20 protein-coding genes are annotated in these 24,592 nt (G+C 52.9%); 8 read left to right on the top strand and 12 right to left on the bottom strand.

Features of this window, described 5'->3' with window-relative positions; translation table 11 throughout:
• The 3 genes from argH (at position 1) to K3T82_RS15375 (ending at position 3,523) form a co-directional block, all read left to right on the top strand.
• Positions 1 to 1,410 (top strand): argininosuccinate lyase, encoded by a 1,410-nt coding sequence (argH, locus tag K3T82_RS15385; RefSeq protein ID WP_220194319.1) that lies wholly within the window; start codon positions 1 to 3, stop codon positions 1,408 to 1,410.
• Positions 1,411 to 1,412: 2 nt separating this feature from the next.
• Positions 1,413 to 2,672, top strand: a complete 1,260-nt coding sequence (locus K3T82_RS15380; protein WP_220194318.1) for an argininosuccinate synthase — start codon at positions 1,413 to 1,415, stop codon at positions 2,670 to 2,672.
• 113 nt (positions 2,673 to 2,785) lie between these two features.
• Positions 2,786 to 3,523 (top strand): metallophosphoesterase family protein, encoded by a 738-nt coding sequence (locus tag K3T82_RS15375; protein ID WP_220194317.1) that lies wholly within the window; start codon positions 2,786 to 2,788, stop codon positions 3,521 to 3,523.
• A gap of 56 nt (positions 3,524 to 3,579) precedes the next feature.
• Here K3T82_RS15375 and K3T82_RS15370 read toward each other — a convergent pair whose 3' ends face one another.
• Entirely contained in the window at positions 3,580 to 4,182 is a 603-nt protein-coding gene (locus K3T82_RS15370; protein WP_220194316.1) for a hypothetical protein, read from the bottom strand.
• 227 nt (positions 4,183 to 4,409) lie between these two features.
• Between K3T82_RS15370 and K3T82_RS15365 the strand changes: the two genes are divergently transcribed.
• Positions 4,410 to 4,997: a nitroreductase family protein gene (locus tag K3T82_RS15365; protein ID WP_220194315.1), complete on the top strand. Its 588-nt coding sequence runs from the start codon at positions 4,410 to 4,412 to the stop codon at positions 4,995 to 4,997.
• A gap of 102 nt (positions 4,998 to 5,099) precedes the next feature.
• On the opposite strand, the gene K3T82_RS15360 is transcribed toward K3T82_RS15365, so the two are convergent.
• The 3 genes from K3T82_RS15360 to K3T82_RS15350 all read right to left on the bottom strand — a co-directional run bounded on the left by K3T82_RS15360 (position 5,100) and on the right by K3T82_RS15350 (position 9,183).
• On the bottom strand, positions 5,100 to 5,612 hold the full coding sequence (locus tag K3T82_RS15360) for an adenine phosphoribosyltransferase (RefSeq protein WP_220195125.1): 513 nt from the start codon (positions 5,610 to 5,612) through the stop codon (positions 5,100 to 5,102).
• Positions 5,613 to 5,960: 348 nt separating this feature from the next.
• On the bottom strand, positions 5,961 to 6,500 hold the full coding sequence (mscL, locus tag K3T82_RS15355) for a large conductance mechanosensitive channel protein MscL (protein WP_220194314.1): 540 nt from the start codon (positions 6,498 to 6,500) through the stop codon (positions 5,961 to 5,963).
• Between the two features lie 229 nt (positions 6,501 to 6,729).
• Complete coding sequence (locus K3T82_RS15350) at positions 6,730 to 9,183, bottom strand: endonuclease MutS2 (protein WP_220194313.1); 2,454 nt, start codon at positions 9,181 to 9,183, stop codon at positions 6,730 to 6,732.
• A 443-nt stretch (positions 9,184 to 9,626) separates the two neighbouring features.
• On the opposite strand from K3T82_RS15350, the gene K3T82_RS15345 reads away from it, so the two are divergent.
• The gene (locus K3T82_RS15345) at positions 9,627 to 10,061 is read left to right on the top strand and encodes a hypothetical protein (RefSeq protein ID WP_220194312.1); all 435 of its coding nucleotides are present in this window, start codon (positions 9,627 to 9,629) and stop codon (positions 10,059 to 10,061) included.
• A 100-nt stretch (positions 10,062 to 10,161) separates the two neighbouring features.
• Positions 10,162 to 11,091, top strand: coding sequence for a zinc ribbon domain-containing protein (locus tag K3T82_RS15340; RefSeq protein WP_220194311.1), 930 nt, complete (start codon positions 10,162 to 10,164; stop codon positions 11,089 to 11,091).
• A gap of 15 nt (positions 11,092 to 11,106) precedes the next feature.
• Here the strand turns inward: K3T82_RS15340 and lepB (K3T82_RS15335) are convergent, their stop codons facing one another.
• The gene (lepB, locus tag K3T82_RS15335; RefSeq protein ID WP_220194310.1) at positions 11,107 to 11,904 is read right to left on the bottom strand and encodes a signal peptidase I; all 798 of its coding nucleotides are present in this window, start codon (positions 11,902 to 11,904) and stop codon (positions 11,107 to 11,109) included.
• 282 nt (positions 11,905 to 12,186) lie between these two features.
• A complete protein-coding gene (lepB, locus tag K3T82_RS15330) occupies positions 12,187 to 12,798 on the bottom strand; it encodes a signal peptidase I (protein ID WP_220194309.1) in 612 nt (203 codons plus the stop codon).
• Between the two features lie 636 nt (positions 12,799 to 13,434).
• Between lepB (K3T82_RS15330) and uvrA the strand changes: the two genes are divergently transcribed.
• A complete protein-coding gene (gene uvrA, locus K3T82_RS15325; RefSeq protein ID WP_220194308.1) occupies positions 13,435 to 16,617 on the top strand; it encodes an excinuclease ABC subunit UvrA in 3,183 nt (1,060 codons plus the stop codon).
• A gap of 66 nt (positions 16,618 to 16,683) precedes the next feature.
• Here the strand turns inward: uvrA and K3T82_RS15320 are convergent, their stop codons facing one another.
• The 4 genes from K3T82_RS15320 to K3T82_RS15305 form a co-directional block, all read right to left on the bottom strand.
• Positions 16,684 to 17,931, bottom strand: a complete 1,248-nt coding sequence (locus K3T82_RS15320; protein ID WP_220194307.1) for a glycosyltransferase family 4 protein — start codon at positions 17,929 to 17,931, stop codon at positions 16,684 to 16,686.
• Positions 17,932 to 18,152: 221 nt separating this feature from the next.
• On the bottom strand, positions 18,153 to 19,031 hold the full coding sequence (prmC, locus tag K3T82_RS15315) for a peptide chain release factor N(5)-glutamine methyltransferase (protein ID WP_220194306.1): 879 nt from the start codon (positions 19,029 to 19,031) through the stop codon (positions 18,153 to 18,155).
• A 32-nt stretch (positions 19,032 to 19,063) separates the two neighbouring features.
• Entirely contained in the window at positions 19,064 to 19,459 is a 396-nt protein-coding gene (locus tag K3T82_RS15310) for a DUF2203 domain-containing protein (RefSeq protein WP_220194305.1), read from the bottom strand.
• 171 nt (positions 19,460 to 19,630) lie between these two features.
• A complete protein-coding gene (locus K3T82_RS15305) occupies positions 19,631 to 20,080 on the bottom strand; it encodes an NADAR family protein (protein ID WP_220194304.1) in 450 nt (149 codons plus the stop codon).
• Positions 20,081 to 20,451: 371 nt separating this feature from the next.
• Here K3T82_RS15305 and K3T82_RS15300 point away from each other — a divergent pair, with 371 nt between their 5' ends.
• Complete coding sequence (locus K3T82_RS15300) at positions 20,452 to 21,699, top strand: MFS transporter (RefSeq protein ID WP_220194303.1); 1,248 nt, start codon at positions 20,452 to 20,454, stop codon at positions 21,697 to 21,699.
• 16 nt (positions 21,700 to 21,715) lie between these two features.
• On the opposite strand, the gene K3T82_RS15295 is transcribed toward K3T82_RS15300, so the two are convergent.
• Positions 21,716 to 23,143 carry an MFS transporter gene (locus tag K3T82_RS15295; protein WP_220194302.1) on the bottom strand — a complete coding sequence of 476 codons (1,428 nt, stop codon included), beginning with the start codon at positions 23,141 to 23,143 and terminating at the stop codon, positions 21,716 to 21,718.
• Positions 23,144 to 23,308: 165 nt separating this feature from the next.
• Positions 23,309 to 24,457, bottom strand: coding sequence for a 3-keto-alpha-glucoside-1,2-lyase-like domain-containing protein (locus K3T82_RS15290; RefSeq protein WP_220194301.1), 1,149 nt, complete (start codon positions 24,455 to 24,457; stop codon positions 23,309 to 23,311).
• Positions 24,458 to 24,592 lie beyond the last annotated feature (135 nt).

Here is a 24,592-nt window from a genome sequence, read left to right as displayed (position 1 = left end):
GTGACCAAACTATGGCAAAAAGACTATAGCATGAACGAACTGGTTGAGCGCTATGAGGGCGCGCAGAATAGCATCCTCGACGCTCGCCTCGTACGCCATGATGTCTGGGGCTCGCTCGCGCACGCGGCGATGCTGCATAAGATTGGCATGCTTGATGAGCAAGAGCATCAGGCACTTCATGAAGCTCTCTGCTCCATTCTTGCGCTGGATGCTGAAAAACAGTTCCATATCTCGCTCTCCGACGAGGATGTGCATACCAGCATCGAGAACTACCTTTCCGCCTACGCTGGCGCGGCAGGCAAAAAAGTCCATACCGCACGCTCCCGCAACGATCAGGTACTCGTAGATCTTCGCCTCTATGGTAAGGAGCAGCTACACCAGGTCAGCGAAAAGCTCTTCGCGCTCTGCCAGGCTCTATTGACCTTCTCACACAAACATCAGGATACACCTCTGCCAGGCTATACCCATATGCAGCGCGGGATGCTCTCTTCTGTAGGCTCGTGGAGCGCTTCTTTCGCGGAATCATTGCTAGATGATGAGCGCTTGCTAGCAAGCACCTACGAGCTCAATGATCAGTCGCCCCTTGGCTCCGCCGCTGGCTATGGTGTACCCCTGCCCATTGATCGCCAGTTTGTGGCTGACAAGCTAGGCTTCGCGCGGGTTCAAAACAATGTGATCTATGCTCAGAACAGTCGCGGCAAGACCGAGGGAGCAATCGTCCAGGTGCTCACGCAGATTATGCTTGACCTGAGCAAGCTGGCACAGGATATGTTGCTCTACACGACTGTCGAGTATGGCTTCCTCCATATCCCCCAGGAGCTTTGCGCGGGGAGCAGCATTATGCCTCAGAAACGAAACCTGGGTGTCATGGAACTGGTTCGCGCGCGAGCGCAAACAATGCTCGCTCTTCAGCAGCAGATCCTTGGCATTACGACAGGTCTGCCCTCCGGTTTCAATATGGATTATCAGGAGACGAAGCGTCCCTTCATGGAGGCCCTGGATCTTGTACAGGAAGCCCTGGAAATTAGCGAACTGATCGTCAGTCACATGGATGTTGATGTTGAGAAGGCTGTTGCCGCCTGCACCTTTGAGCTCTTCGCCGCCGACCGCGCCTATGAGATGGCACACGATGGACAGCTCCCCTTCCGCGATGCGTACCGCATTGTGGGTAAAGAGGTCACAGCTCAACTCGATAGCAAGACTCCATTCCCCGTAGAAAGCAAAGAACAACTTGTAGAGCGTTTGCACGCCCGCAATCATCTTGGTGGCGCGGGCAATCTTGGTATCGAACAGGCGCAGCAGCGCCTTGAGCAGGCTCAGACAACCTGGAAGCAGAAAGCCCAGGCCTTCCAACAGGCCATTCAAACCCTGGTCGGTTCCGACCACGTAGCAATTATGGAGATAAAGTAATCATGGGAACTGTGGTACTCGCATACTCGGGCGGCCTGGATACCTCCGTCGCCATTCGCTGGATTAAAGAGAAGTACGGCCTGGACGTGATCGCGCTGACAATTGATGTAGGTAATGAGCGTGATCTCTCAGCCATTGCCGAGCGCGCGCGCAAGATTGGCGCGGTCAAGGCCTTGGTCGTAGATGGTCGCTCTGATTTCGTGCGCTATTTTGTCTGGCCTGCCCTCCAGGCTGGAGCCATCTATGAGGGACAGTATCCCCTCGCGACCGCCCTGGCGCGTCCTCTGATCGCACGCCTGCTGGTCGAGGTCGCGCGCCAGGAAGGAGCCGTCGCGGTCGCCCACGGCTGCACCGGCAAGGGCAATGATCAGGTGCGCTTCGACGTCTCAATCAATACCCTCGCGCCAGACCTCAAGATCATCGCGCCCGTGCGCGAGTGGAGCATGACGCGTGACAACGAGATAGCCTACGCAGCAGAGAACAACATTCCAATCCAGGTCACCAGCGCCAGCCCCTATTCCGTTGACCAGAACCTGTGGGGCCGCAGCATCGAGTGTGGCGTGTTGGAAGATCCCTGGGCCGAGCCGCCAGCCGATGTTTACGCCTGGACCAACGATCCTGACACGATGGATGCCAAAGAGCCAACTTACATCGAGATTACCTTCGAGAACGGCGTTCCGGTCGCGATCAACGGTGAGGAACAGGAAGGCTTCGAGATGGTTGAGCAATTAAATCGCCTTGCTGGAGCCTACGGCATCGGGCGTATCGACCATATCGAAAACCGCCTGGTTGGTATCAAGTCACGCGAGATTTACGAAGCACCTGCCGCTGTGGTGCTGCACGCCGCGCACCAGGCGCTTGAGGGTCTGACCCTTAGCCGCGACCAGACACGATTCAAAGAGATTGTGGCGGGTGAATACGCACGCCTCATCTACAATGGGCAGTGGTATAGCGCGCTTCACCAGGATCTTGCCTCCTATGTACAGAGCACACAGCGCTTCGTCAGTGGCACGATTCGTATGAAGCTCTCACGCGGCCATTGCGCCGTTGTCGGACGCAAGTCGGACCACTCGCTCTACAGCCTCGGACTGGCGACCTATGATAGCGGCGATCAGTTCGATCATAACGCCGCCCTGGGCTTCATCAAGCTCTGGGGTCTGCCACTAAACACACAGGCACAGGCTCAAATCCTCCCCTCGCTCGGCGTCGAGGAGAATCTGCTCAAGAGCGACAATACCAAAGTACTCAAGGCCGGAGAGTAACCAACTCAAAGCAGGCTAAAGCCCTCACCTCATATGGAGGCTCAGAGCTTTAGCCTGCTCGTCCCCTTCTCTCACATTTCATATGACAACGGAGACCGTGAAAGGATGGTACGATGCGCATAGCACTTCTCTCGGACATTCACGGCAATCTACCGGCCCTGGAGGCCGTGCTCAATGAACTGGCTCATGAGCACATCGACCAGTATGTGTGCCTTGGAGACGTAGCGGCAAGCGGCCCCCAACCGTGCGAGACACTGGACGCTATCAGGTTGCTCAACGGCCCTGTCATTATGGGCAATACCGATGATTGGCTCCTCTCACCCCAGGTCAAAGAACATACCACGCCCTTTGCCCAGCGCTGCCAGGATATCGATCTGTGGTGTGTGGAACAACTCAGCGAAGAACACCGAACCTTTATCCGCTCTTTCCAACCATCGCTCCTCCTTCCACTCGCGCCACCACACCTGCTCCTCGCGTACCACGGCTCACCACGCTCCTACAGCGAGCGTATCCTTGATACCACCAGCGAGACGGAACTTGACGCCATCTTCGGCGAGACCCCTGCGACCATCCTCGTCGGTGGCCATACTCATGCTCAACTCTGGCGGCGCTATCGCGATAAACTGATCCTCAATCCAGGTAGCATTGGTCTGGCAATGGATCGCGTCTCCCCTTTGACGGAGGTCCGCAATCCTCCCTGGGCAGAATACGCCATTCTCACGCTTGAAGGAAAACATCTAAGCGCCGACCTGCGTCGCACACCCTTCGACGTCCAGCGCTTCCTCACCATCTCTACCGAGCGCGGCATGCCCCACGCTGATTGGGCCAATAACGAATGGAAAGTAGAGTAGGTACGCGCAATTTGCCCTGCATGATGCAGGGCAAATTGCGCTGCCTAGTAAGGATACTATACCTGCTCCTGTACCTCTATAGACCATTCGACCCCTGCATTGATGTCGAGATAGACTTTTCCGCCCCGATGCTCTATTGTCTCATCCTCTGTGGGTTTGCCTGCTTTGCATTGGGCATTCACAGCACTATCACTGAGAGTCCCATCAGCATAAACATTGACGAAGAAAACCGCGCCATAATCTCCACCATTACACGTCCACTTGATCTTCCAAGTATCGCTAACAGTAAACTCTTCGGTCTTTTTTGTCCCATTTCCGCTAAATTCATGAGTTGTCTTCCAACTCGTCGCCTTCGTTGTTGCGGTTGCCTGGTCAGTACTTGGCGTAGTCGCGGTACTCTTGTTCGAACTTGCGGTTGTACTGCCACTGCGCATTACAAACGCACCAATAATGCCACATGCGACGAGTACAACGACCAGAACACCACAACCAATAAGCCAACCTCTGCCCTTCTTCTTCGGTGGCTGCTGAGGCGGATAGGGCGGTGGCATCATACCTGGCTGAGGTGGGTAATTCGGTAGTGAGCCTTGCTGGGGATACGGTTGCCCATAGGCGGGCTGCTGGGGATATTGCGGGTTTTCCTGTGGATAATTATTCAATTCAACCTCCATACCACAAAATGTGTTTTCATACGCATAGTAGACGATATCATGCATCAATTTTGTAGCATAGATCTATTTACCGCCTAGCCTCCTATTGTCGAGCTACGCAGCAAGCGTGTACATAGCATATAATATCTAAAAATCAAACCATACAACGTTAATAATACAAGCTGGCAAGCATTATTGTGATGATAGGCCATAGCGCAGAAGAGATAGCAAGCACAATGACAGATACAAGTGTAATGAATATCATAAGGAGGCGGCGGAGCATCAGTAAAATGACAGACCAGATGCCAACCCGCCAGCAGATCGAATACATCCTTGAAGCAGCCACTCACGCACCAAATCACCACCGCGTCGAGCCATGGAAATTCATTGTTCTAGCTGGTGAAGCCCGTATCGAACTAGGGCAAATCATGCAAGATGCCCTCCTCTCGCGTATGGGAGACGTTCCCCTTACTCAAGTACAAAGCCAACTCGAACAGGAGGAACGCAAGCCTTTACGCGCTCCTGTGATTATCGCTGTTATCTCGGAGTTTCCGCGCCTGGAATATGCTTTGGACATAGAGAATGTAGAGGCGACCTCAGCGGCAGTCCAGAATATGCTCCTGGTAACGGAAGAGCTAGGACTGGCGGCGATCTGGCGTACAGGTGAGGCGGCTTATGACGATCAGGTGAAACATTGGCTCGGCGTCGAGCCAGAGGACCATATAGTTGCCTTCATCTACCTTGGTTATCCCGCTATCCCACGTCTGGAGCGACGCCCAACCCCCATCGAAAGCAAGACGACCTGGTATGGTTGGGAAGGCTGATTTATGCAAATCAATATGGGTAGAAGACAGAAAACGTTCAGGCGTTTTCTGTCTTCTACCCATATTGTTATACTGCGATGCTTCTCTTTAGCGAGCGTAGAACTAGTACTTGATGAGCGCAAACACATCATGGTCTTGCAGGTGCTCACGCCCCTTCAAGTAGCTCAATTCAACCAGGAAAGCAATACCCGCAATGTGCCCACCCAACTTCTCAATCAACTCGACAGCAGCGGAGACCGTGCCTCCCGTCGCCAACAGATCGTCTACGATCAAGACACGCTGTCCAGGTTTAATGGCATCCTTGTGAATCTCGACAATATTTGTGCCATACTCCAACGCGTACTCGACGTTAATGGTTTCCGCCGGGAGCTTACCAAACTTGCGCACAGGCACAAAACCACAATTGAGCAGATACGCCAGTGGTGCGCCAAAGATAAAACCACGTGACTCCACTCCTACCACAGCCTCAACACCAGCCCCGGCGTAATGGGCTGCCAGGCGCTCCATCGCGGCATGAAAGGATGGTCCATCCTGGAGCATAGGGGTGATGTCTTTGAACAGGACACCCGGCTGCGGAAAATCCTGAATGTCGCGAACGCGATCTTCCAGGCGTATAGGCTCAGATGTTGACGACATGAGCGATCTCTCCTCTGTCTCTCTAATGCTTTTCGCAAGAATATAGGGGCCGCCAGGAAACTATCTCACCTGGCATACCCCTCTTCAGCACGCGTAGGTAACTTACTCCTTCTTCGAAAACCTGAGCGCGACTGCGCTAGCCGCGAGAGCGGCGTTGGTTTTCGCATAAGACCTTCTCCTTCTTCGAAAACCTGAGCGCGACTGCGGTGTTAGTTTTCGCATAAGGACTTAGATCAGCCCCTCCGTCGTGTTACTACTTCCAATATCCATAGGCAAGTATACAGTTAGAGTACCTTAACGTGCAAGCAGAGTAGCAGAAAGCTATGCTCAGGATCGCGCGGCAACTGCCTCATTCTCTTCAGCCGGAGGCAATTGGGCCGTACAATATGCGCAGCGTGTGGCTCGTAAGGGGATAGTACTAATGCAGTATGGACACTCGCGTGTGATAGGCTCTTCCGGCTCCCTCTTCGGGGTGAAGCGATCCTGCAAGGCGGTAATTGGCCGCACCACAAAGAAATAGAGCACAAGCGCCGTAAGTAAGAAGGTAATTATCGCTCCTATAAAATCGCCATAGGAAAAGAACTGCCCATGAAAGCCCGCTTTATTCACAATAGGATTGGGCCACACTGCCGACTTGAGGTTGTCCTGATAGCCAAACGCAGCCAGCACAAGGCCAATTACCGGCTGCAAGAAGTCCTTAACCAGCCCTTCGACAACAGCAGTGAACGCGGCCCCAATGACGACGCCAACCGCCAGGTCGACGACGTTGCCGCGTAAGATAAATTTGCGGAAGCCACCAAGCTCAGTCAGTCCGGCCTTCCAGCCGCGCTGACCGTAATCCTTTACCCTATCAAATCGACTATCCATAAACGCTATAAATACTCCTTCGCTCTACACTCACCTCAATGGTGATATGCGTGATTTCAATGTATAGCACGAACATGGCCCGATTTGAGTTCCGCCCGCCGGACGTCACCATCTGCCGAATACAGAGTAACACAAAGTAGCGCTCACTGCTAGATATGCTTGAAATCAGACAAGGGGCATCAGAAGCACTTGCGACACTTCCGATACCCCCTCATTGTTCTACAGTATCTTACGCTCCCAATTTGGCAACGGTAACGCCGTCACCGCCCTCCTGGGGCAAGGCGGAATTGAACGACTTGACCAGGGGATGGTGCGAGAGTTGCTGGCGAACCGCTGAACGCAGCGCGCCAGTTCCTTTACCATGCAGGATACGCACAAAGGGCAGTCCCGCCATAGTTGCGTTGTTGAGATAGGTCTCAAGCTCTTCTAGCGCGTCCTCAACGCGCCAGCCGCGCATGTCAATCTGCATGTCGACTGGTGGGCGATCCTCGTAGCGAGGAATCACAATGCCAGATGAACTGCTGGTACGCGCCTTGCTCTTCTCGCTCTCCTTCGCCTGGCGCTTGCTTACACGTTCGATGTTGTCCACATCAACGCGGAAGCGCATAGCTCCCATCTGCACCTCCGCCGAACTATGGTCCGCTGAGAGCCCAACAAGTTCAGCGAGCTGTCCAAAGCTGAGTACACGCACGGTATCGCCTACCTGCAAGGGACCGTCAAGACGCTGGACGCTTGGATCCTCGCGACGCGGTTGCGCTGGCTCGGGTAGCAGTGTAACCTTGTCTTCCAGGCGGCGCGCTGTATCGCGTACCTGATTTAGCTTCTCGCGCGAGATGGAATCCCGCGTGGTCGTGGCCCTGATCTTCCCAAGCTTGCTCTGCACCTCGTCGAGTTCGCGGCGAGCCTGAGCACGTGCCTGGTTGATAATCCTGACACGTTCCTCTTCCAGGTTGCGTCGCTCCTCTTGGAGCTGCTTGCGCTGATACTCGGCCTCAGCCCGTTCAAGGCTCAGATGGTAGCGCTCGTCAGAGGCCGCCTTGCGGTCGCTTTGCAACCCTTCTAGCAGGCTCTCCATGCGTACACCAGAGCTCCCCAGGAATTGGCGACTACTCTCGATGATCGCCTCATCCAGGCCCAGGCGCGTCGCGATTGCCAGGGCATTACTCCGACCTGGGAGACCAATACTCAACTTATAGGTTGGCGAGAGGGTCTCGACATTGAATTCGACGGAGGCATTGACCGCGCCCGGCTGCTCATAAGCAAAAGCCTTGAGTTCGGTATAGTGCGTGGTCGCGACCGTTGAGACATGGTGCTCAAGCAGATAGGTCAGAATAGCTCGCGCCAGGGCGGAGCCCTCACTGGGATCAGTACCCGCGCCTAGCTCGTCGAAGAGCACCAGCATATGGCGGTTCTGACGTTTCACCAGTGTTTCCGCCAGTTTGCCATGAATGTCAGGAATCCCTTCTTTCTGGATGGTCTCGACGCGGTGCAGGATGTCGATGATACGGCTCATATGTGATGAGAAGGTACTTAGACTCTGCTCAATACTCTGCTCATCTCCGATGTCCGCCAGCACATCTTCAAAGACGGCTACCTCTGAGCGCTCATCTGCGGGGATGTGCATCCCCGACTGCGCCATCAGCGTCAGCAGGCCCACCGTCTTGAGGGCTACCGTCTTACCGCCGGTGTTGGGTCCCGTTATGACGACCATATGGAAGTCTTTTCCCATATGGAAGTTGGTGGGAACGACCTTGCCAGTCAGCAAGGGATGCCGTGCATTGTGCAGATCGATACGCCCCTCGACATTCAGGATCGGCTCGCTAGCGCGGGTCATACGCGCATAACGTGCTTTTGCCAGGTAGGTATCAAACTCAGCCAGGATCTCGACCGCAACCTTGAGGGACTCGGCTTCGTTTCCAATCTCACCCGAGAGGACGCGTAGGATGCGCTCAATTTCATGGCGCTCCTCAACCTGCAATTCACGGATGCGATTGTTAAGTTCGACAACCACCATCGGTTCAATGAAAACGGTCGCGCCACTTGACGACTGGTCGTGAACGATACCACGCACCTGTCCCCGGCTCTCAGCACGCACAGGAATCACATAGCGATCATTACGCATGGTAATGATCGGTTCCTGTAATGCCTTACTATACTCATTGACGAGTGTACGCAAGCGGTCCTGTAGACGCTGGTTCGCGCCTCGGATATCGAAGCGAAGCTTACGCAGCGTGGGACTGGCGGTATCCAGTACCTCTCCTTCTTCGCTTACCGTCTCCTCAATGCGGCGCACAATCTGCGGCCTCTGAGGGATATCCGCGCCAAGCGCCCGAAGCAAGGGATACAAGTTTGGCTCCAGTTTGTCGAGCATGCGCGCGACATACAGGGAGCTACGCACCGTTTCCATAACCTCTACCAGGTCCGCAGGGGCTAAAACGCCCTCGCGTGAGGTACGCACCAGGAGTTGGCGAATATCGTGCGCGCCCCGTACACCCGCATCCGGATGCAGGTCAATCAGGCGCACAGCCTCGGTTGTATATGCCTGACGCCTCCGCGCCTCTTCTAGATCAGGCGTGGGTGTCAGGGCCAGGACGAGCTCTTTGCTGGCGGAAAAGGCAGCCTCGTGTGCTACCTTGGCAAGAATTTTGGGATATTCGAGCGTCGTTAAACTTTTTTCGTGCATATGTGTGTTATCTGCAAACGTGCCCTTAAACACGGTCATGCGCCCCGAGGTGGGCGCGAATCATCTTTCGAGGGAATAAAAATTAGATACGAGTTCGTCGCGCTCTCTTTGCCGCTATAGAGGGCGCTCTAAGATCTATTATAAGATCGTGCCAGGCTCGCTGCCCGGTTCGCGCTACTAGAAGATGAGAATCAATGTGTGTGCCGTTCTCTGCTGCCCGCTCCTGCATAAAGATACCATATATTGTGTTTCTCCACAATATCTTTTACTTGATTCGCAGGGCTTTCCAATGCTCTATTAAAGGCGAAATTGGCCTGTTCAGCGCACGCTCCTCATATGGGAGCGTGGAACCCTCCTTTGCTATGGAGCGTATATGCATAGAAGAATGATGATAAAGAAAGGCAGAGTACAGGCAACCAAACAGTAATATGGAAGGGAGAGAGATGAATCTTCATAATGGCGAGCGTGTCTTCTGGGGCGCCCCGGAAGTAATCTACCTGGAAGGCACAATTACGGCGACGCAGGAAGAGAACCAAACAATCGTAGTGCATATCGACCGCGCGACCCCTCACTCAGCTCATCTTATTGGGAGTGATGTTCCCTTCGCGGCTAACGGCTTGAAGCCTTTGCTTGGGGATAGCCCTCCCGGCACTACTGAACAACGTGCTGTACAAGCGCTCCCTCCACTCAATCTCAGCGACGACGAGAAGATTCAGCGCGGCGCGGCGGTCGCCGTACACCAACAATATGGTTACGACCTTCCCAAGGAGCAAGAGCAGGCACTTATCGCGCAGGTAGCAGAGGTCATCGAACGCGACAAGGAGATGCGACAGACCATTATTCACTCGATGGATGAGATCTTACGCCGAGAACGTTAACCTGGTAACAGACAAGCCACATGCGATGTGCTATGCTGTGCTTAAACATTTACTCGTTCGCCAATGCCTTCTTGATTACATAGCTCAAAGCGAGGATTTGATGAATTGTCGACAGTGTAATGCGCCGCTAGAAGATCGGGCGCGCTTTTGCCCTCGTTGTGGAACCACGCTTGGCGCGACTCCGCCTGCCGCCTGGCCGCGCTCTGGCCCCGCACCAAGCGTTGACCAGACCGTACCAGCGGGTCAGATTCCTACGCCCGGTATGTTCCCTCCTGGTCCCGCCGCTCAACAGCAGCCAGCATCCCCTTACCAGGAGTTCATGCAACAACGTTCTGTGTCTCCATCTGGCCCTCCTGCTACGTTTCCTCAATATCAAGACAATTCAGCAGGAGAGAGAAATATGCCACAGAATGTCGCTGTACATACACAAGAGCAAGCACCCAACCAGGGAAAGCCACGCCGACGTCGACGCGGTTGGGCACTCGGTTGCCTATCAGTTCTGGTCCTCCTGGTGCTTCTCTTAGCGGGAGCCTGGACCTTTATCGTGCGTCCATATGTCCATGATATGGCGCTTCAGCAACTAGATCGGGCCATGAGCCAGAGCGTAAATCGCGTACCAGACCTATCCAATACAAACGATCTGACTGGTATCCCAGGACTACCTATCGGCATCAATGTACCCATCCCACCTCAAACCATCTCTCAGGATACGCTCAACAATATGGTTGTGCTCAATCTGCCGCAGAATGGTCCAGTGCAAAATCCCAATACACAGATCACGCTCGATAAGGTACGCTTGAGTTTCTCAACTTATGGCTTCACATCCGCGATCTCAACGCTGCCAACTGTACAAAACGGAAAGCTCGTCGCTACAAATGTCTCTCTAGAAGGACCTATAGCGCTGATTCTTTCACCTGATGATATCTCAACACTTATGGATAAATACTTCGCCAAAGCTCAGAAGAAACTAAACCGCCAGATAAAGAGCATCACGCTCAATAATGGCAATCTCGTTCTTGAGATTGCCTAGTTGGAGCACAGCCGGCTATTCTTCAAGCTGTTCCTCGTTCGGGGTTGAGTGCTGGCGATGCGGCTTCCACTGCTGCCAGTACCACCAGCCTGCGAGCAAAGTGGGTAGGAGCAAAGCCAGAGGAGCCTCAGCCTGAGACAGGACTGGCATAGCTGGAGTGTCTGCGCTCGTGCTCGCGGGAACAGCTTCTTTCAAGGGGCAGGTAGTAGAATTACTTACCTTAGGCGACGTAGCGGGTATCTGGTCAAAGGCCGCATTGTAGTTTTTGACCAGACCCCAGTTATCCTGCCCGAAGGGCCAGAATACGAAAGCAGCCTGCCCAACTACATTCTGCCTCGGCACACACCCCCAGGCGCGCGAATCGGAACTTCCCGCACGATTATCCCCCAGCACAAAATAGGTACCATTGGGCACAACCATGTTTACGATAGGAGCATAGGGATTCCCCTGCATCCTGATATCAACGTAAGGCTCCGTGTTAAGCGCCTTCCCATTAATAAAGATGGCTGTATCCTGAATGGTGATGACATCCCCAGGCAGACCAACAACGCGCTTGATGTAGTCCTGAGATGGCTCAGGAGGGGCCGCGAAGACGATCACATCTCCACGCGCCGGCGCGCGCATCAGATAGGACCACTTGTCCACAAAAATAAACTGCTTATCGTGAAACGTAGGCTCCATGCTATGGCCGTCAATGTTAAAGTTCTGCACCGCGAGGCGAATTACCAGAAACATCAAAATAGTCAGAACAAGCGTTTCTATGATTTCTCGCACTAAGCGAAAGCGTTTCTCAAAATCAAGCTCTACATCCACGGGCTTTCCTCTTCAATAAGGTCTTATGTAAAAACCAACCCTCATTCGAGGGCACGGCACCGCTTGAGCGCGCTCTGGTTTTCTTATAAGGAGTAACAGTAGTGGCGCATCGTACGCCCTCAGAGACCCCACACAGGGTATTCCTCATCCTGTAATGTAGCGAAAGACCTATGTCAAAATGTATCAATGCAAGCCAATATAGTATACAAAAAGGATACCACGAATCGTCGTTTCATGCCGTTCGTGGCTCCCCAGACAGTACTATTCGCCGTAACACCAATGCTACTTCGCAACATTGGTGTTAGAGGGTTGACGCACCTGAGCATAGACATCAGAGACATCGGGCAGAAAGCCCGCGTTATCAGCTCGCAACGGCCAGTATACTAGCATAGCACGACCGATTATGCTATCACGCGGGACCAATCCCCATGAGCGTGAATCATAACTATCAACCCGGTTATCCCCCATTACAAAGTAATACCCTGGTGGGATCAACAGGTTATGTATAGGTTTATCAGTAGGGGAAGCCCCTGCGTTCCTGGCATCGACATAGGGTTCACTTAGGCGTACACCATCTACAGTGGGCACACCATTGTCGACCGAAATCACATCTCCTGGTACGGCAATAACGCGTTTGATATAGTCCGCTGTTGGCTGTGGAGGCGCTACAAAGACCACCACATCACCACGCGCCGGCGCGCGAAAATGATAGCTTGCCTTATCGACGATTAAGCTCTCCTGGTTATGGAGTCGCGACTCCATACTCTTCCCTACAACGTCGAACTTCTGGATCGCGAAATTGATGACCAGAAAGAGCAACACAGTAAGGGCCAGCGTCTCCACAATTTCTCGTATAAAACGATAACGCTTTCCAGCTTTCAACTCTGCTCCCATACATTCCTTCCCCAAAGCGTAGCCTTTTTTCATTAGAGTACGCAGACAGCACATAGTATCTTCGTATTATAGTCTGCGCGAATTCTGCTACAAGCTGTTTTTATTGTAATCCATACAAACACATAAATGTTACGATAACAAGGCTTGTTGAGAGCACTCCGGGCAAGAAATAATTGCTTCATGTAGATTGTTTTAAAATTAGACACATATGTGCACACTCCCTCGTGCGACTAATGACTCGTCTGCGGTCAGCCGATTATGCAAGAACACGTTACAAAAATCTGAGTGCGCCATACCCCAAATGGGGGTCAAAGTTAGCGGTTCCTCTCTAGAGAGTCACAACAGTGAAGTGAATTTTCGTATAAGATTTATGTGGGTATGTGGATTGGAACTTGTCATGCTTACCCGGCACGCTTCATGCCAGGAGTCTCTTCCAAGACGGTCCCATAACCCTTGACGTGAAACCGTCATTATAGTAGTGTTAGGTGGAACGTTTGTTTGACCCCCTTGCCTTTTACGCGAAAACCAGTACCACTTGCGTAGCGAGCGTGACCGCGCTCAGGTATTCGGAGAGGCAATCAAATAGGCACAGTAGTAGTTATTCTACGTTTTGCAGGGACGGACGGTTGGAATGTTATGCCCCAGGATAAAATAGTAGTTCGTGGTGCGCGTGAGCACAACTTAAAGAATGTTAATGTGACCATTCCACGCGATAAGCTGGTGGTCATTACAGGTCTGTCGGGTTCGGGGAAGAGTAGCCTGGCGTTTGATACCATCTTCGCAGAAGGGCAACGCCGCTATGTGGAGTCGCTCTCAGCCTATGCACGCCAATTCCTGGATAAGATGGAGAAGCCAGACGTAGAACATATCGATGGGCTCTCACCCGCGATCTCTATCGATCAGAAAGGGACGACCCGCAACCCACGCTCAACAGTAGGTACTGTAACCGAGATCTACGATTATCTACGCCTACTCTACGCACGCGCCGGTCGTCAGCATTGTCCTCAATGTGGACGTGAGGTCAGTCAGCAGACCCTACAGCAGATTGTCGACGCAGTCCTGAGTGCGCCCGATGGCTCACGCATTATGTTGCTTGCTCCATTGGTGCAGGGACGCAAGGGCGAATACAAGAACGTTTTCGAGGAGATGCGGCGTGCAGGCTACGTCCGTATGCGTGTCGACGGACAGATTCTCGATCTTAGTGACGAGATTGAATTGGACAAGCAGAAGAAACATACCATTGAGGTCGTGGTCGATCGCTTAGTCATTCGCAAGCGGAAGCAAGAAGAGGATAGTGAGAATGGCTTGCACAAGGTCGCTGAGCGACCTGCGCTCTACGATGTGAACGCCAGCAAGGAGTCACATCGAGACAAAGACGGTATTGACGAGCCTGATATCGCCACCATCCTGCATGAGGATGTTGATCCAGCTTTCCGCCAACGCCTGAGCGATTCGCTAGAGACCACACTCAAACTTGGCAATGGTGTGGTGCTGGTCTCTGTTATCGGAGGAGAGGAGACGCTCTACTCGGAGAAGGCGGCCTGCGTCTATTGCGGTATTAGCCTACCTGAGATCGCTCCACGTACCTTTAGCTTTAATAGTCCACATGGCGCGTGTCCAACCTGTACCGGTCTGGGCACACAGCTTGAGATTGATCCCGAGTTGATCGTGACCCATCCAGAGGTCAGTATCCTCGATGGCGCTATCGCCCCCTGGAGTAAGGTCGTTAATGGTAGCCAGTGGCATCAGGCCATTCTGGAAGCCATGTCCAAGACCTATAACTTCGATCTCAAGACGCCCTGGCAGGATCTCAGCGAAGATATTCAACAGAAGGTGCTGCACGGCGTACCAGATCAGCTTGCCATTCGCTATACACCTCAGAGCGGCAATACCAGAACCTATAATGTGCACTTCGAGGGGGTCATTCCCAACCTCGACCGGCGCTACAAGCAGACCGATAGCGAGAGCATACGCGAGGAGATTGAAGGGTATATGGCAGCGCGCGTCTGTCCCGATTGCCGGGGCGCACGCCTCAAACCCGAAGCCCTGGCGGTTACGTTGGGCGGACGCAATATTGTCCAGGTCACCAACCTGGCAATCAATCACACACAGCGCTTCTTCCAGGAGCTTGAAGCCGAAACACTCCCTGGATTGAAGGAAGGTGAAAGCGTACGCGTTGCCCCTGTCAAGAATGGCAAAGGGAAGAAGAACAGCAAGCAGACAGAGAGCCTGCTTGGTGATCCCCTGGAGAAGATTGATACCAATGGCCCCCTCGTCAAGAGTACGCTCAGCGGGCGCGAGCGCTTTATCGCCCGCCAGGTACTAAAAGAGATTCATGCCCGCCTACAATTCTTGATCGATGTTGGCCTCGATTACCTGACGCTTAGCCGGGCCGCTGCCAGCCTTTCGGGTGGCGAAGCTCAACGTATTCGTTTGGCAACCCAGATCGGTTCTGGCTTGATGGGCGTACTCTACATCCTGGACGAGCCAAGCATCGGCCTGCACCAGCGCGATAATGAGCGTCTGATCAAGACGCTAACGCGCTTACGAAATCTAGGCAACACGCTGCTGGTCGTCGAGCATGACGAGGATACGATGCGCGCTTCTGACCATATCATTGATATCGGTCCCGGCGCGGGCGAACACGGTGGTCACGTGGTGGCGGAAGGCACCTATGAAGAGATTGTTGCCAACCATAACTCACTAACCGGCGATTATCTCTCACGCCGACGGCGCATTGAGATTCCCACCGAACGCCGCCCAGGCAACGGTAACAAGCTTACCATCAAGGGCGCGCGCGAGAACAACCTGAAGAATGTAGATGTAGATGTGCCATTGGGTAAGTTCGTGGTGATTACAGGTGTCTCGGGCTCCGGTAAGAGCACACTAATCACGGATATTCTCTATCGTAAGTTGGCCCACACCTTCCATCGCGCGCATGAGCGACCGGGACAGCACGATACCGTTGAGGGGCTGGAACACCTGGATAAGGTTATCGATATCGACCAGTCACCTATTGGACGCACACCGCGTTCCAATCCCGCAACCTATACCAATGCCTTTACAAGCATTCGTGAGCTCTTCGCCCAGGTACCGGAGGCACGTACACGTGGCTACACGCCTGGACGCTTCTCATTCAATGTCAAAGGCGGACGCTGCGAAGCATGTAGAGGTGAAGGCATTGTACGCATCGAGATGAACTTCCTGCCTGATGTGTATGTTCCTTGTGAGGTCTGTCAGGGCAAGCGCTATAATCGCGAGGCTCTAGAAATTCACTACAAGGGCAAGACCATTGCCGATGTGCTGGACATGACCATTGAAGAGGCAGCAGGCTTCTTCACCAATGTGCCATCTATCAATAACAAGATGCAGACCCTTAAGGATGTGGGGTTAGGCTACATGCGCCTGGGGCAGCCCGCGACCACCCTTTCAGGCGGTGAGGCCCAGCGCGTCAAATTGGCGACGGAACTCTCACGCCGCGCCACTGGTCGCACGCTCTACATTCTGGACGAGCCCACAACTGGCCTGCACTTCGCTGACGTAGATCGCCTCTTAGAGGTCTTACAGCGCCTGGTAGATACGGGCAATACGATTGTGGTCATTGAACACAATCTGGACGTCATCAAGAGCGCGGACTGGATTATCGATCTGGGACCAGAAGGCGGTGACGGAGGTGGTCGAATCATCGCTGAAGGCTCACCCGAAGAGGTCGCGCAGAATCCACAATCCTACACTGGTCACTTCCTTCACAAGATGATCGAGGAAGAGACGGAACTCATCCGTCGTCTCTCTGAGACCACCGACGAGGTGATGGCTTAACAGATATCCAAAGACACAAAACGAGGCTGGTCTGCCGTTGGCAGACCAGCCTCGTTTTGATTTATTTTACCCTTCAGCATGGGCGGGAGTATGATGATCCTCGCCGCTGGAGTGAGGCTCGCGAGCAGGAGATGGCGTTGCCTGGAGAAGCATTTCGCGCTGCTTCTGAAGATTATCAAGCCAGAAGATGAGGAAGAACATTGTCGCCCCCACCAGGATCAGGCCAATAATCTTAACATTGCGAGGTAAGCTCAACGCCAGCAGGCCAAAAGCGGTGGTCAGACCATAGAAGATATAGCAGATTTGGCGCGCGGTCAGACCCGTCGCCAGGAGGCGATAGTGCAGATGAGAGGTTGTGTCTGCCTGGGCGAAGGATTGACCCCGACGCAGGCGACGCACAATAATCACAGCAACGTCAAGAATAGGAATGCCCAGGACCATGAGTGCCAGCGCGACTTTCGCGCCACCCATAATTGAGAACCCCGCCAGCATCAGACCCAGAAACTGAGAACCGCTATCCCCCATGAAGATTTTTGCCGGGCTCCAGTTGTGAGGCATAAAGCCCAGCACTGCGCCACTAAAGATACCCGCCAGGGTCGCGATAGTATATTGTTTCTGGATAACACAGACAATAGTGATAAAGATGCCAGTGATGGCGACTACACCCGAAGCAAGCCCATCAAGCCCGTCGATAAAATTGATCGTATTGGTCATACCAACGAACCAGAACCAGGTAATGAGGACTGCCGGAATCGCTAGCCAGGTAATGTCTGGTGTATGAATGAAGACAGAAATAATGGTTTGCTGATACCAGGGAAGGTTGGTCCCATGCGTGACACCAAAGGGATTGCTGAAACCGAAGAGGATAATGCCATAGAAGTGCCAGTTCCAGGGTCCAAGGATGATAATAACCGCCACCGTTTGAATCGCGAACTTGATAGGTGCGCTCAGACCGCGCACATCATCATAGGCATGAGTTACAACGAGCAACAGAGCCGCGATCATGAGCAGGATATAACGAATCATCTCATCGCCCTGCACTTCTGGATTGGTCACATAGAACAGAAGAGAGGCAAAGATAAATCCCAGGAAAATCGCGACCCCACCCAGGCGGGGGACCGGCTTCTTATGGATGCGGTCACGCTGATCCCTGTTTGGGCGATCAAGCAGATTAAATTTGGCGCAGAACTTGATAACACCAAAAGTTAGCAGATATGTAAGGAGAAAGGCAACAACACCTCCTCCGATGATTAAGAGCGGTTGCGGAACAGTGCTTGACGACACTTGAGCCTCAATGATTCTGATCAGAGCCATGCGGACTTCCCCTTGCGGTAGACATACTTGGATCAGGATTGGCTATCTCTATTTGCATAGTACCTCTTCATGTAGAAATATCTCGACGCTCAAGCGCTTCGCAAGTAGCGAAGGGCTCCCCAGAGGTACCTTGCACGATTATAAAGCTTCTTCATAAGAAAACGCAAATATAGAGCCTCATGATGGGACCATGTTTCGGGGAAAAGAGGCATGTGCAATTATTATGACAGACGTATACATAACAGGCGGTCCCAGCCTGCATAATCACGGATACAAGTAATAGTCGCCTGAGCCCAGAGCGTGCGTAACAGGTTAGTCAGAGGCTCTTGCTGAAGGTAGCCAATCTCCAGTACACACAACCCTCCTGGTTTCAACATAGCCCGCTCGCTCATCTGATAGCATAGACGCGTTAGTAAGCCTAGCCCTTCTGGACCGCTAAAGAGTGCCAGATGGGGCTCATATTCGGAGACATCCGGGGCCATTTGTGGCAATTCGTCAGTTCCGACATAGGGCAAGTTGGCAACCAGAATATCAACGGGGTGAGGTAAGGCCTGCAAGAGATCCCCCTGACGTAGGGTGACACGCTCCTCAACACCGTGACGCTGACAGTTGATAAGGGCTACTTCTAAAGCCTCAGGCGAAATATCACAGGCATAGAGTAAGGGCAAGCGAGGCTCCTCCAACGCCAGGGTAATTGGAATAATGCCGCTTCCAGCACCGATGTCGGCAACGAGTGGTGTTTGACCAGCATCCAGGCGTGAGCGAATCTCGGTCAGAGCCGTCTCGATCAACAATTCCGTTTCAGGGCGTGGGATCAGCACACGCGCGTCTACAAAGAATTCGCGCCCATAAAACTCCTTCTGCCCAACAAGATAGGCGACAGGCTCATGCCGGACTCTCCGTTCGATGAGCGCCATGAAGCGCTCCTCATCCTCGGCGCTTAGTTCGCGTTCAGGGTAGGCATAAAGTGTTGTGCGAGGCTCATCCAACACATGGCCCAGCAATATCTGAGCATCAAGGCGCTCGCTCCCCTGCGCGTGCTCGCTCTCCCCACGTAAGCGCTGCGTTCCCCGCAGTAACGCCTCTCGAATGGTTGTCATGTAGGCTTTCCCACTTCCAGGTTCAATATCTACTAATCAAGTAATTGGCGAGCCGCGAAGCCTCCCTCCAGCGTATGCCAGTAATCGATGCCTTCCTCGCCCAGTCGCCAGCAGAGGTAGATCTCTTCACCTTCACGCAGGCTCAAAAAGTCGATCAGTCCTATCTCAGGATCCTTGAGCTCACATCCAAAGCTTTGTAACTCTTCGATACTCTCCTGCAATTCGCGAATATACCCCAAGAGGCCATCCTGTACGAGCAGGATCTTGCTTTGTAGATGATGACCATTACCCATAGCCCTGACTTGCATCTCTTCAAGATCCTTCTCCAGGTCGCGCGCCCGCTGATACTGCTCCTGAATCTTAAGTAACACAGGCGTTATATGCGGCAACAGAGCCTGTGCCTCGTCATGCGTAAAGTAGTGCGGCATGTGCGGAACCTCCTCTCGCAGAGATCTAATAACTCTCAATGGCTGCGCTCTCACGCGCGTACACGTCTCGGCATGAATGTAATTTTACCATCACATAATATAAGAAAACTGCCATCTCAACGTTCCAACAAAAAGCCTGAGTCCAAAAGCTCCCCGCTCCTTCAATAATTTTTATTCTGGTCCTCGCTGAGACAATACACGTCTGACGTCCATCAAGATCTTACCTAGTTTGTTCTGACCACTACCATCCGCTCCACACCCCCAATAGTAGTCGCCTGGGGCGCTTTCAACAATCTCATCTTCACCTGTGCCTAATAGTAATGCACGCAGTTCGCTATACGTTTCGAACTTGCATAGTACAGCCTTAAACATCACTTCGTCCTTAACTTGCTCCCAATCTACACGCAATGGAACCTTGCGGCTTCTTCCCATCTCTGCCGCTCGCTTAGGTGTAGAAGCCCTTTGGATTTGAGCTTCATAAGCGGTACCAGCAAACTTTTGCGCCTGAAAATAGTGCTCAACAGTTGGCCACCAAAGCCCGCTCATCTTTATACCATGGCGAGAGAAGTTCGAGAAACATCCATACGGTTCTTCATGAGCCGTATAAAAGTATATCGTCATGCAAATTTGCCTCCCTGACAAATACTTACCCCTTTATTTTGCCAGCACAAGTATAACAGACTTATCCGGTAATACTCACGACATTCTTGTAGTTGCCATATACTCCCATAAGCTTCAATGTAGGCGGCTTGACACTCTCTGCCCTCATCACATACACTCTTAATATATGAGTAAGACTATCTACTGAACCAATTGAGCCGCTCCGGTCGCGGACTGTGAGCATATCCATTCTAACGCTAGGCTCCGCCGCTCGGCGCGAGTCTTAATTTCATTTGCTTTAATTATCCTCCATAGCCGCGCCCCTCCTGATCACACTCCGTCATATTACCCCTCTCTGACAATCTCTAACTCGAAGGAGCTTCGTTTTCTCTATGTCTCAGTCTCAACTCGAAGCGCCAACAAAGGGCACTAGCCTCTGGCGCAATCGCGACTTTCTGCTGCTGTGGAGCGGGCAAATTATTTCGGTGACGGGAGGGCAGGTCTCACAGTTTGCTCTACCTCTACTGGTGCTCACCCTGACTGGTTCAGCGGCCCAGGCAGGCTTCGTCAGTGCTACCCATATGCTCCCCTACCTGCTCTTTAGCCTGCCAGCAGGAGCGTTGATCGACCGCTGGAATCGCAAATATGTCATGCTCATCTGCGATACGATACGCTGGCTACTACTGGCTTCGATTCCCTGTGCCTATGCGTTTGGATACCTTGAGTTGCCTCAACTCTACTTTGTGGCCTTCATCGAGGGAACAGCCAATCTCCTCTTCAACATTGCTCGCCTCTCAGCATTACCGCGCGTAGTTGCTCCTGGTGATGTGCCACGTGCCTACGCACTGAGTGAGATAACTGAGCAGACAGCTTCGCTGGTTGGCCCAAGCCTGGGTGGACTTATCGTACAATTAGCCCGCACGACCCTCATTGGCAGCATGCTAGCCTATATCGTCGATAGTGCCTCCTACCTTGTCTCGGTCTTCTCGCTCTGCTTTATGCGCGTCCCCTTCCAGCAAACACATGAACTGGCCCCCCACAAAAGCTCACTCTGGCGCGATATTACCGAGGGACTACTCTTCCTCTGGCGAGACCACCTGCTACGCCTGATGGCGCTACTGACGACCCTGATCAACTTTTTGCAGGCTGGCATCACACTGGCGGTCATTCTGCTGGCACGCGAGACACTGCACTTGGATACGCTGACGCTGGGTTTTGTTATCAGCGCCTCTGGGGTAGGAGGCTTGCTAGGTGGGGTGATCGCACCATGGCTGACGACGCGCTTGAGCGTGGGACAAGTGATGATAGGCGCGATGCTTGGCTGGACGCTCTCTGCGCTTCTGCTCACACTTGGAAACTCTGCGACTATGCTGATAGGTGGCATGGGGCTGATGGGGCTACTCTGGCCCATCTATGCCGTAGTCGTGGTCTCGTACCGCCTTTCGCTTGTGCCCGACGATTTTCAGGGACGACTTAATAGCTCATTCCGCCTGCTCACCTTTGGGGTAGAGCCACTTGGAAGCGCGTTCTGGGGCTTCCTGCTGGTGCCATTGGGCGCGCGCCTGGAACTTGGCCTCATTGCCGGTGGATTGGCTCTGAGCGCTCTTATTGCTTGTTTCACCCGTATCCACCGTGCCTAGTTTCTGCGAACGGGAATTACGCTCTCTGGTGTGATTCCCGTTCGGGTGCTTGCAAGAGATCATCATTGTGATAACGCATATAAAGTACACTCAGGAAGGAGAGCACCCCCATGATAAGCGAGAACTGCATCAATCCATAGAAGCCATTCCAATCAACACACAAACCACCAAAGGTGGTGCCAGTGAGCTGTCCTACGGCTAACACAACCGAATAAAGACCCATAACCGCGCCACGCTTGCCAGACAATGACTCAGCGATGGCGCTCATTTGCATCAGCGCGACCGGCGTAAAACCGCTCAAGAGGAATATTCCCAGCGCCGCCAGAATAAGCAAGAGTAACATCTGTGGCCCCTGGTTTGGCATCACATCCCTCATTGTCTCACCCAGGCCATTGATAACGGCAAGAGCGCTCACAATTATGCCAAGTCCAATCAGACCTATAAGCATCACAGTCGAGCGCCGGAAGCGAGTCACAAAGAGCATCCAGATGCCCATACCACACAGGAAAAGTAGCGCAAAGCCACCCACCCAGAGCGAGGCATCCATCTTACTAAAACCACCATAGAGCAGTTGATCAGGATGGCGCTGAATTGCCATATGCTTGGGGTAGGCCAACATAATCGTAATCAGGACCGCCCATGCCCCCACCAGAGCATTGACTGAAAACCAGGCTGGCAAAAAGGTAGAAATTCGTCGGTGCTGAAGAACACTGAAACCCGCTAGCAGAGATGGGCGCGTTTCCGCACGCTCCTGCGGTTGGACGCTCTCACGAACTCCCAGGGCAATAATCAGCATAACAAGCATATGTAAGGCTATGACGACTAAGAATCCCCAGGTATCCAACATGCTACTAATCTTGCCAGCAAAGGGAATCGCCAGCCCTATGGCGCCCACGGTGACAACTTCAAAGGCAGTCACAGCGCGCATACGCAGACGCTCAGATCCAACGGTAACGTCGGTCAAGTAGCCTAGCGTCGCAGGCACATTCAGGCCAGTAGTCGCCCCCTCCAACAGTCGACCAAAAAGGATAATAATCAGCAGTATAAACAGATGCGTGTGTGGCATCTGCGAACTGGGGTGCGGATAGAGACGTGAGGCAACCAGAAAACAGGAGACCGCACCCACCGCGATTACTGGCGACCACAGGAGAAAGGGGCGCCGCCCCAGGTGGTCCGAAAGACCTCCTATCATTGGGGAAAGCAGAAGCTCAGTTATATAGAACGCCTCCAGGACCAGCGCAACCATCGCCGCCGAGGCGAAATGCTCACCCAGGTAAAAGCCTAAGATAACAAAGCTCGTACGCCCCGCAATACGTACTAGCAGAGTAGCGATAATCGCCGATATGAGAGAGAGGCGCGTGCTAGCTTGAGACTTCATACCATTCTTACATTCCAACGTTTCGGGGAGAATGCTTGTAGTTTGTCCCTTTGGTTCAGAAATCATCAGAATTGCTCTCTTTTGCGTCATAATTTATTGAGGTATTTACCTTGGCTTGATTCTCTTTGTAGTATATCTACTATGCATGGCGGCAAAAGTTGTAGATGAAGTGACAAGCATACAAATAGAATGTGCTCGCTTATAACCTGTTCCGCCGCTATAACTTGTGATTCAGGAGATATTCCAAACTTTGGCATCCCGATAGGAGGCAGTAGTCTCGCCCTTCTGTGCATAGACTACCATACCAACCTGCCCCTGGTTCAGGGCATTGTTCTCCACTGAATTGAGCAATTGATGGTTAATGAAGAGACGGATGGTAGATCCCTGTGCTGTCACCCCAACCTGATTCTCGCCACGTGCTTGAAATTGTGGGATCGTACCAGTGCTGAGCGGCTGAGGCGAAGCATCGTGACCCGTGTAGAGCAAAAGCGCATAGGAGCCATCGCTATTGAGCACAAAGGCATAATATTTATATTTCACATCGTCACCCCGGAAGGTAATACCCGCCATCTCCCCCTGAGTAATACGCATCTTTACCTCATAAGTAAAATTGGAAAACTTCGTCTTCAAAGCAGGGCAGGTATAATACGAACTCTTCTCCGGGTCACGCACCTCGTAGCTCTTATCCCCGAACTTGCAATAACGATCCTCCATCCAGCCATGCTTCTGACTGTTATCGGCGAGCGCATCGTTGAGCGCAAGGTCCTTGCTGAAGGGATAGTTCGCCGTAAGGGCTGTAGCTTGTTTATTAACTTCTACTGTAGCAGTGGCAGACGATGTGCCATCCTCTCTTGCAGAGAGAGAGGAGTGCGTAAAACTGTAGATAAAATAGCTCACGCCGCCTAACAGGATAACTGCGAGCAACCCAATGAGTAATAGTAACGAGCGCTTACGTTTCTTCCCCTTTTGTGGTTCCAGGGGGCGAACAGGGTCTCCAGGCGGTGGAAAGATTGGTGTGCTCGCCTCAGGGCTGATCCTTGGAGAATCTGGAAGAGTATACGTTGGCTTGTCCGACTGAGATGGCGCGAAGGGGGTATAACGTGGGGAGGCATTGACATCCCACGGTCCAGGCTGCCCTTTAAGACCTTGGGAGAAATCCGCTGGAAACTTGTTCACGGGCTGCTGCCACGGCGGCGTGGTCTGGGGAGTCGAGGATGTCCATGGCCCCACTTGAGACGAGAAGTTCTGCTGGATAGGCATCCGCTCCTCAGAGACATTCCCCTCCTGGCTAGAAGGCGTTAAGCGCGCGCCAAAGCGCCGCGCACGCAACTGACCACCATCAAACCGCTCAGGGTTCGCTGAATTAGGGTCATAGCTCATAGCAGAACGCTTCTCCCATCTGACTCTCCACGCACTTTGGGCAACGCCTCCTTATGCAAACCTGGCGCGAGTCGCTATTATGGTACTGGGTTTCATAGATCCCTTAATAGACATTACCACACGCTATCCTGACAC

This window comes from Ktedonospora formicarum, from assembly GCF_016587355.1.
Taxonomy (GTDB): Bacteria; Chloroflexota; Ktedonobacteria; order Ktedonobacterales; family Ktedonobacteraceae; genus Ktedonobacter; species Ktedonobacter formicarum.
Note: the sequence above shows the minus strand (reverse complement) of the source record. Positions and strands in the feature narration are given on the sequence as shown.

Coding starts and splice junctions, on each gene's coding strand:
- K3T82_RS15380 (WP_220194318.1), top strand. CDS start 1,413: ATGGGAACTGTGGTACTCGCATACTCGGGCGGCCTGGATACCTCCGTC.
- K3T82_RS15375 (WP_220194317.1), top strand. CDS start 2,786: ATGCGCATAGCACTTCTCTCGGACATTCACGGCAATCTACCGGCCCTG.
- K3T82_RS15365 (WP_220194315.1), top strand. CDS start 4,410: ATGACAGATACAAGTGTAATGAATATCATAAGGAGGCGGCGGAGCATC.
- mscL (WP_220194314.1), bottom strand. CDS start 6,500: ATGGATAGTCGATTTGATAGGGTAAAGGATTACGGTCAGCGCGGCTGG.
- K3T82_RS15350 (WP_220194313.1), bottom strand. CDS start 9,183: ATGCACGAAAAAAGTTTAACGACGCTCGAATATCCCAAAATTCTTGCC.
- K3T82_RS15345 (WP_220194312.1), top strand. CDS start 9,627: ATGAATCTTCATAATGGCGAGCGTGTCTTCTGGGGCGCCCCGGAAGTA.
- K3T82_RS15340 (WP_220194311.1), top strand. CDS start 10,162: ATGAATTGTCGACAGTGTAATGCGCCGCTAGAAGATCGGGCGCGCTTT.
- lepB (WP_220194309.1), bottom strand. CDS start 12,798: ATGGGAGCAGAGTTGAAAGCTGGAAAGCGTTATCGTTTTATACGAGAA.
- uvrA (WP_220194308.1), top strand. CDS start 13,435: ATGCCCCAGGATAAAATAGTAGTTCGTGGTGCGCGTGAGCACAACTTA.
- K3T82_RS15320 (WP_220194307.1), bottom strand. CDS start 17,931: ATGGCTCTGATCAGAATCATTGAGGCTCAAGTGTCGTCAAGCACTGTT.
- prmC (WP_220194306.1), bottom strand. CDS start 19,031: ATGACAACCATTCGAGAGGCGTTACTGCGGGGAACGCAGCGCTTACGT.
- K3T82_RS15310 (WP_220194305.1), bottom strand. CDS start 19,459: ATGCCGCACTACTTTACGCATGACGAGGCACAGGCTCTGTTGCCGCAT.
- K3T82_RS15305 (WP_220194304.1), bottom strand. CDS start 20,080: ATGACGATATACTTTTATACGGCTCATGAAGAACCGTATGGATGTTTC.
- K3T82_RS15300 (WP_220194303.1), top strand. CDS start 20,452: ATGTCTCAGTCTCAACTCGAAGCGCCAACAAAGGGCACTAGCCTCTGG.
- K3T82_RS15295 (WP_220194302.1), bottom strand. CDS start 23,143: ATGATTTCTGAACCAAAGGGACAAACTACAAGCATTCTCCCCGAAACG.
- K3T82_RS15290 (WP_220194301.1), bottom strand. CDS start 24,457: ATGAGCTATGACCCTAATTCAGCGAACCCTGAGCGGTTTGATGGTGGT.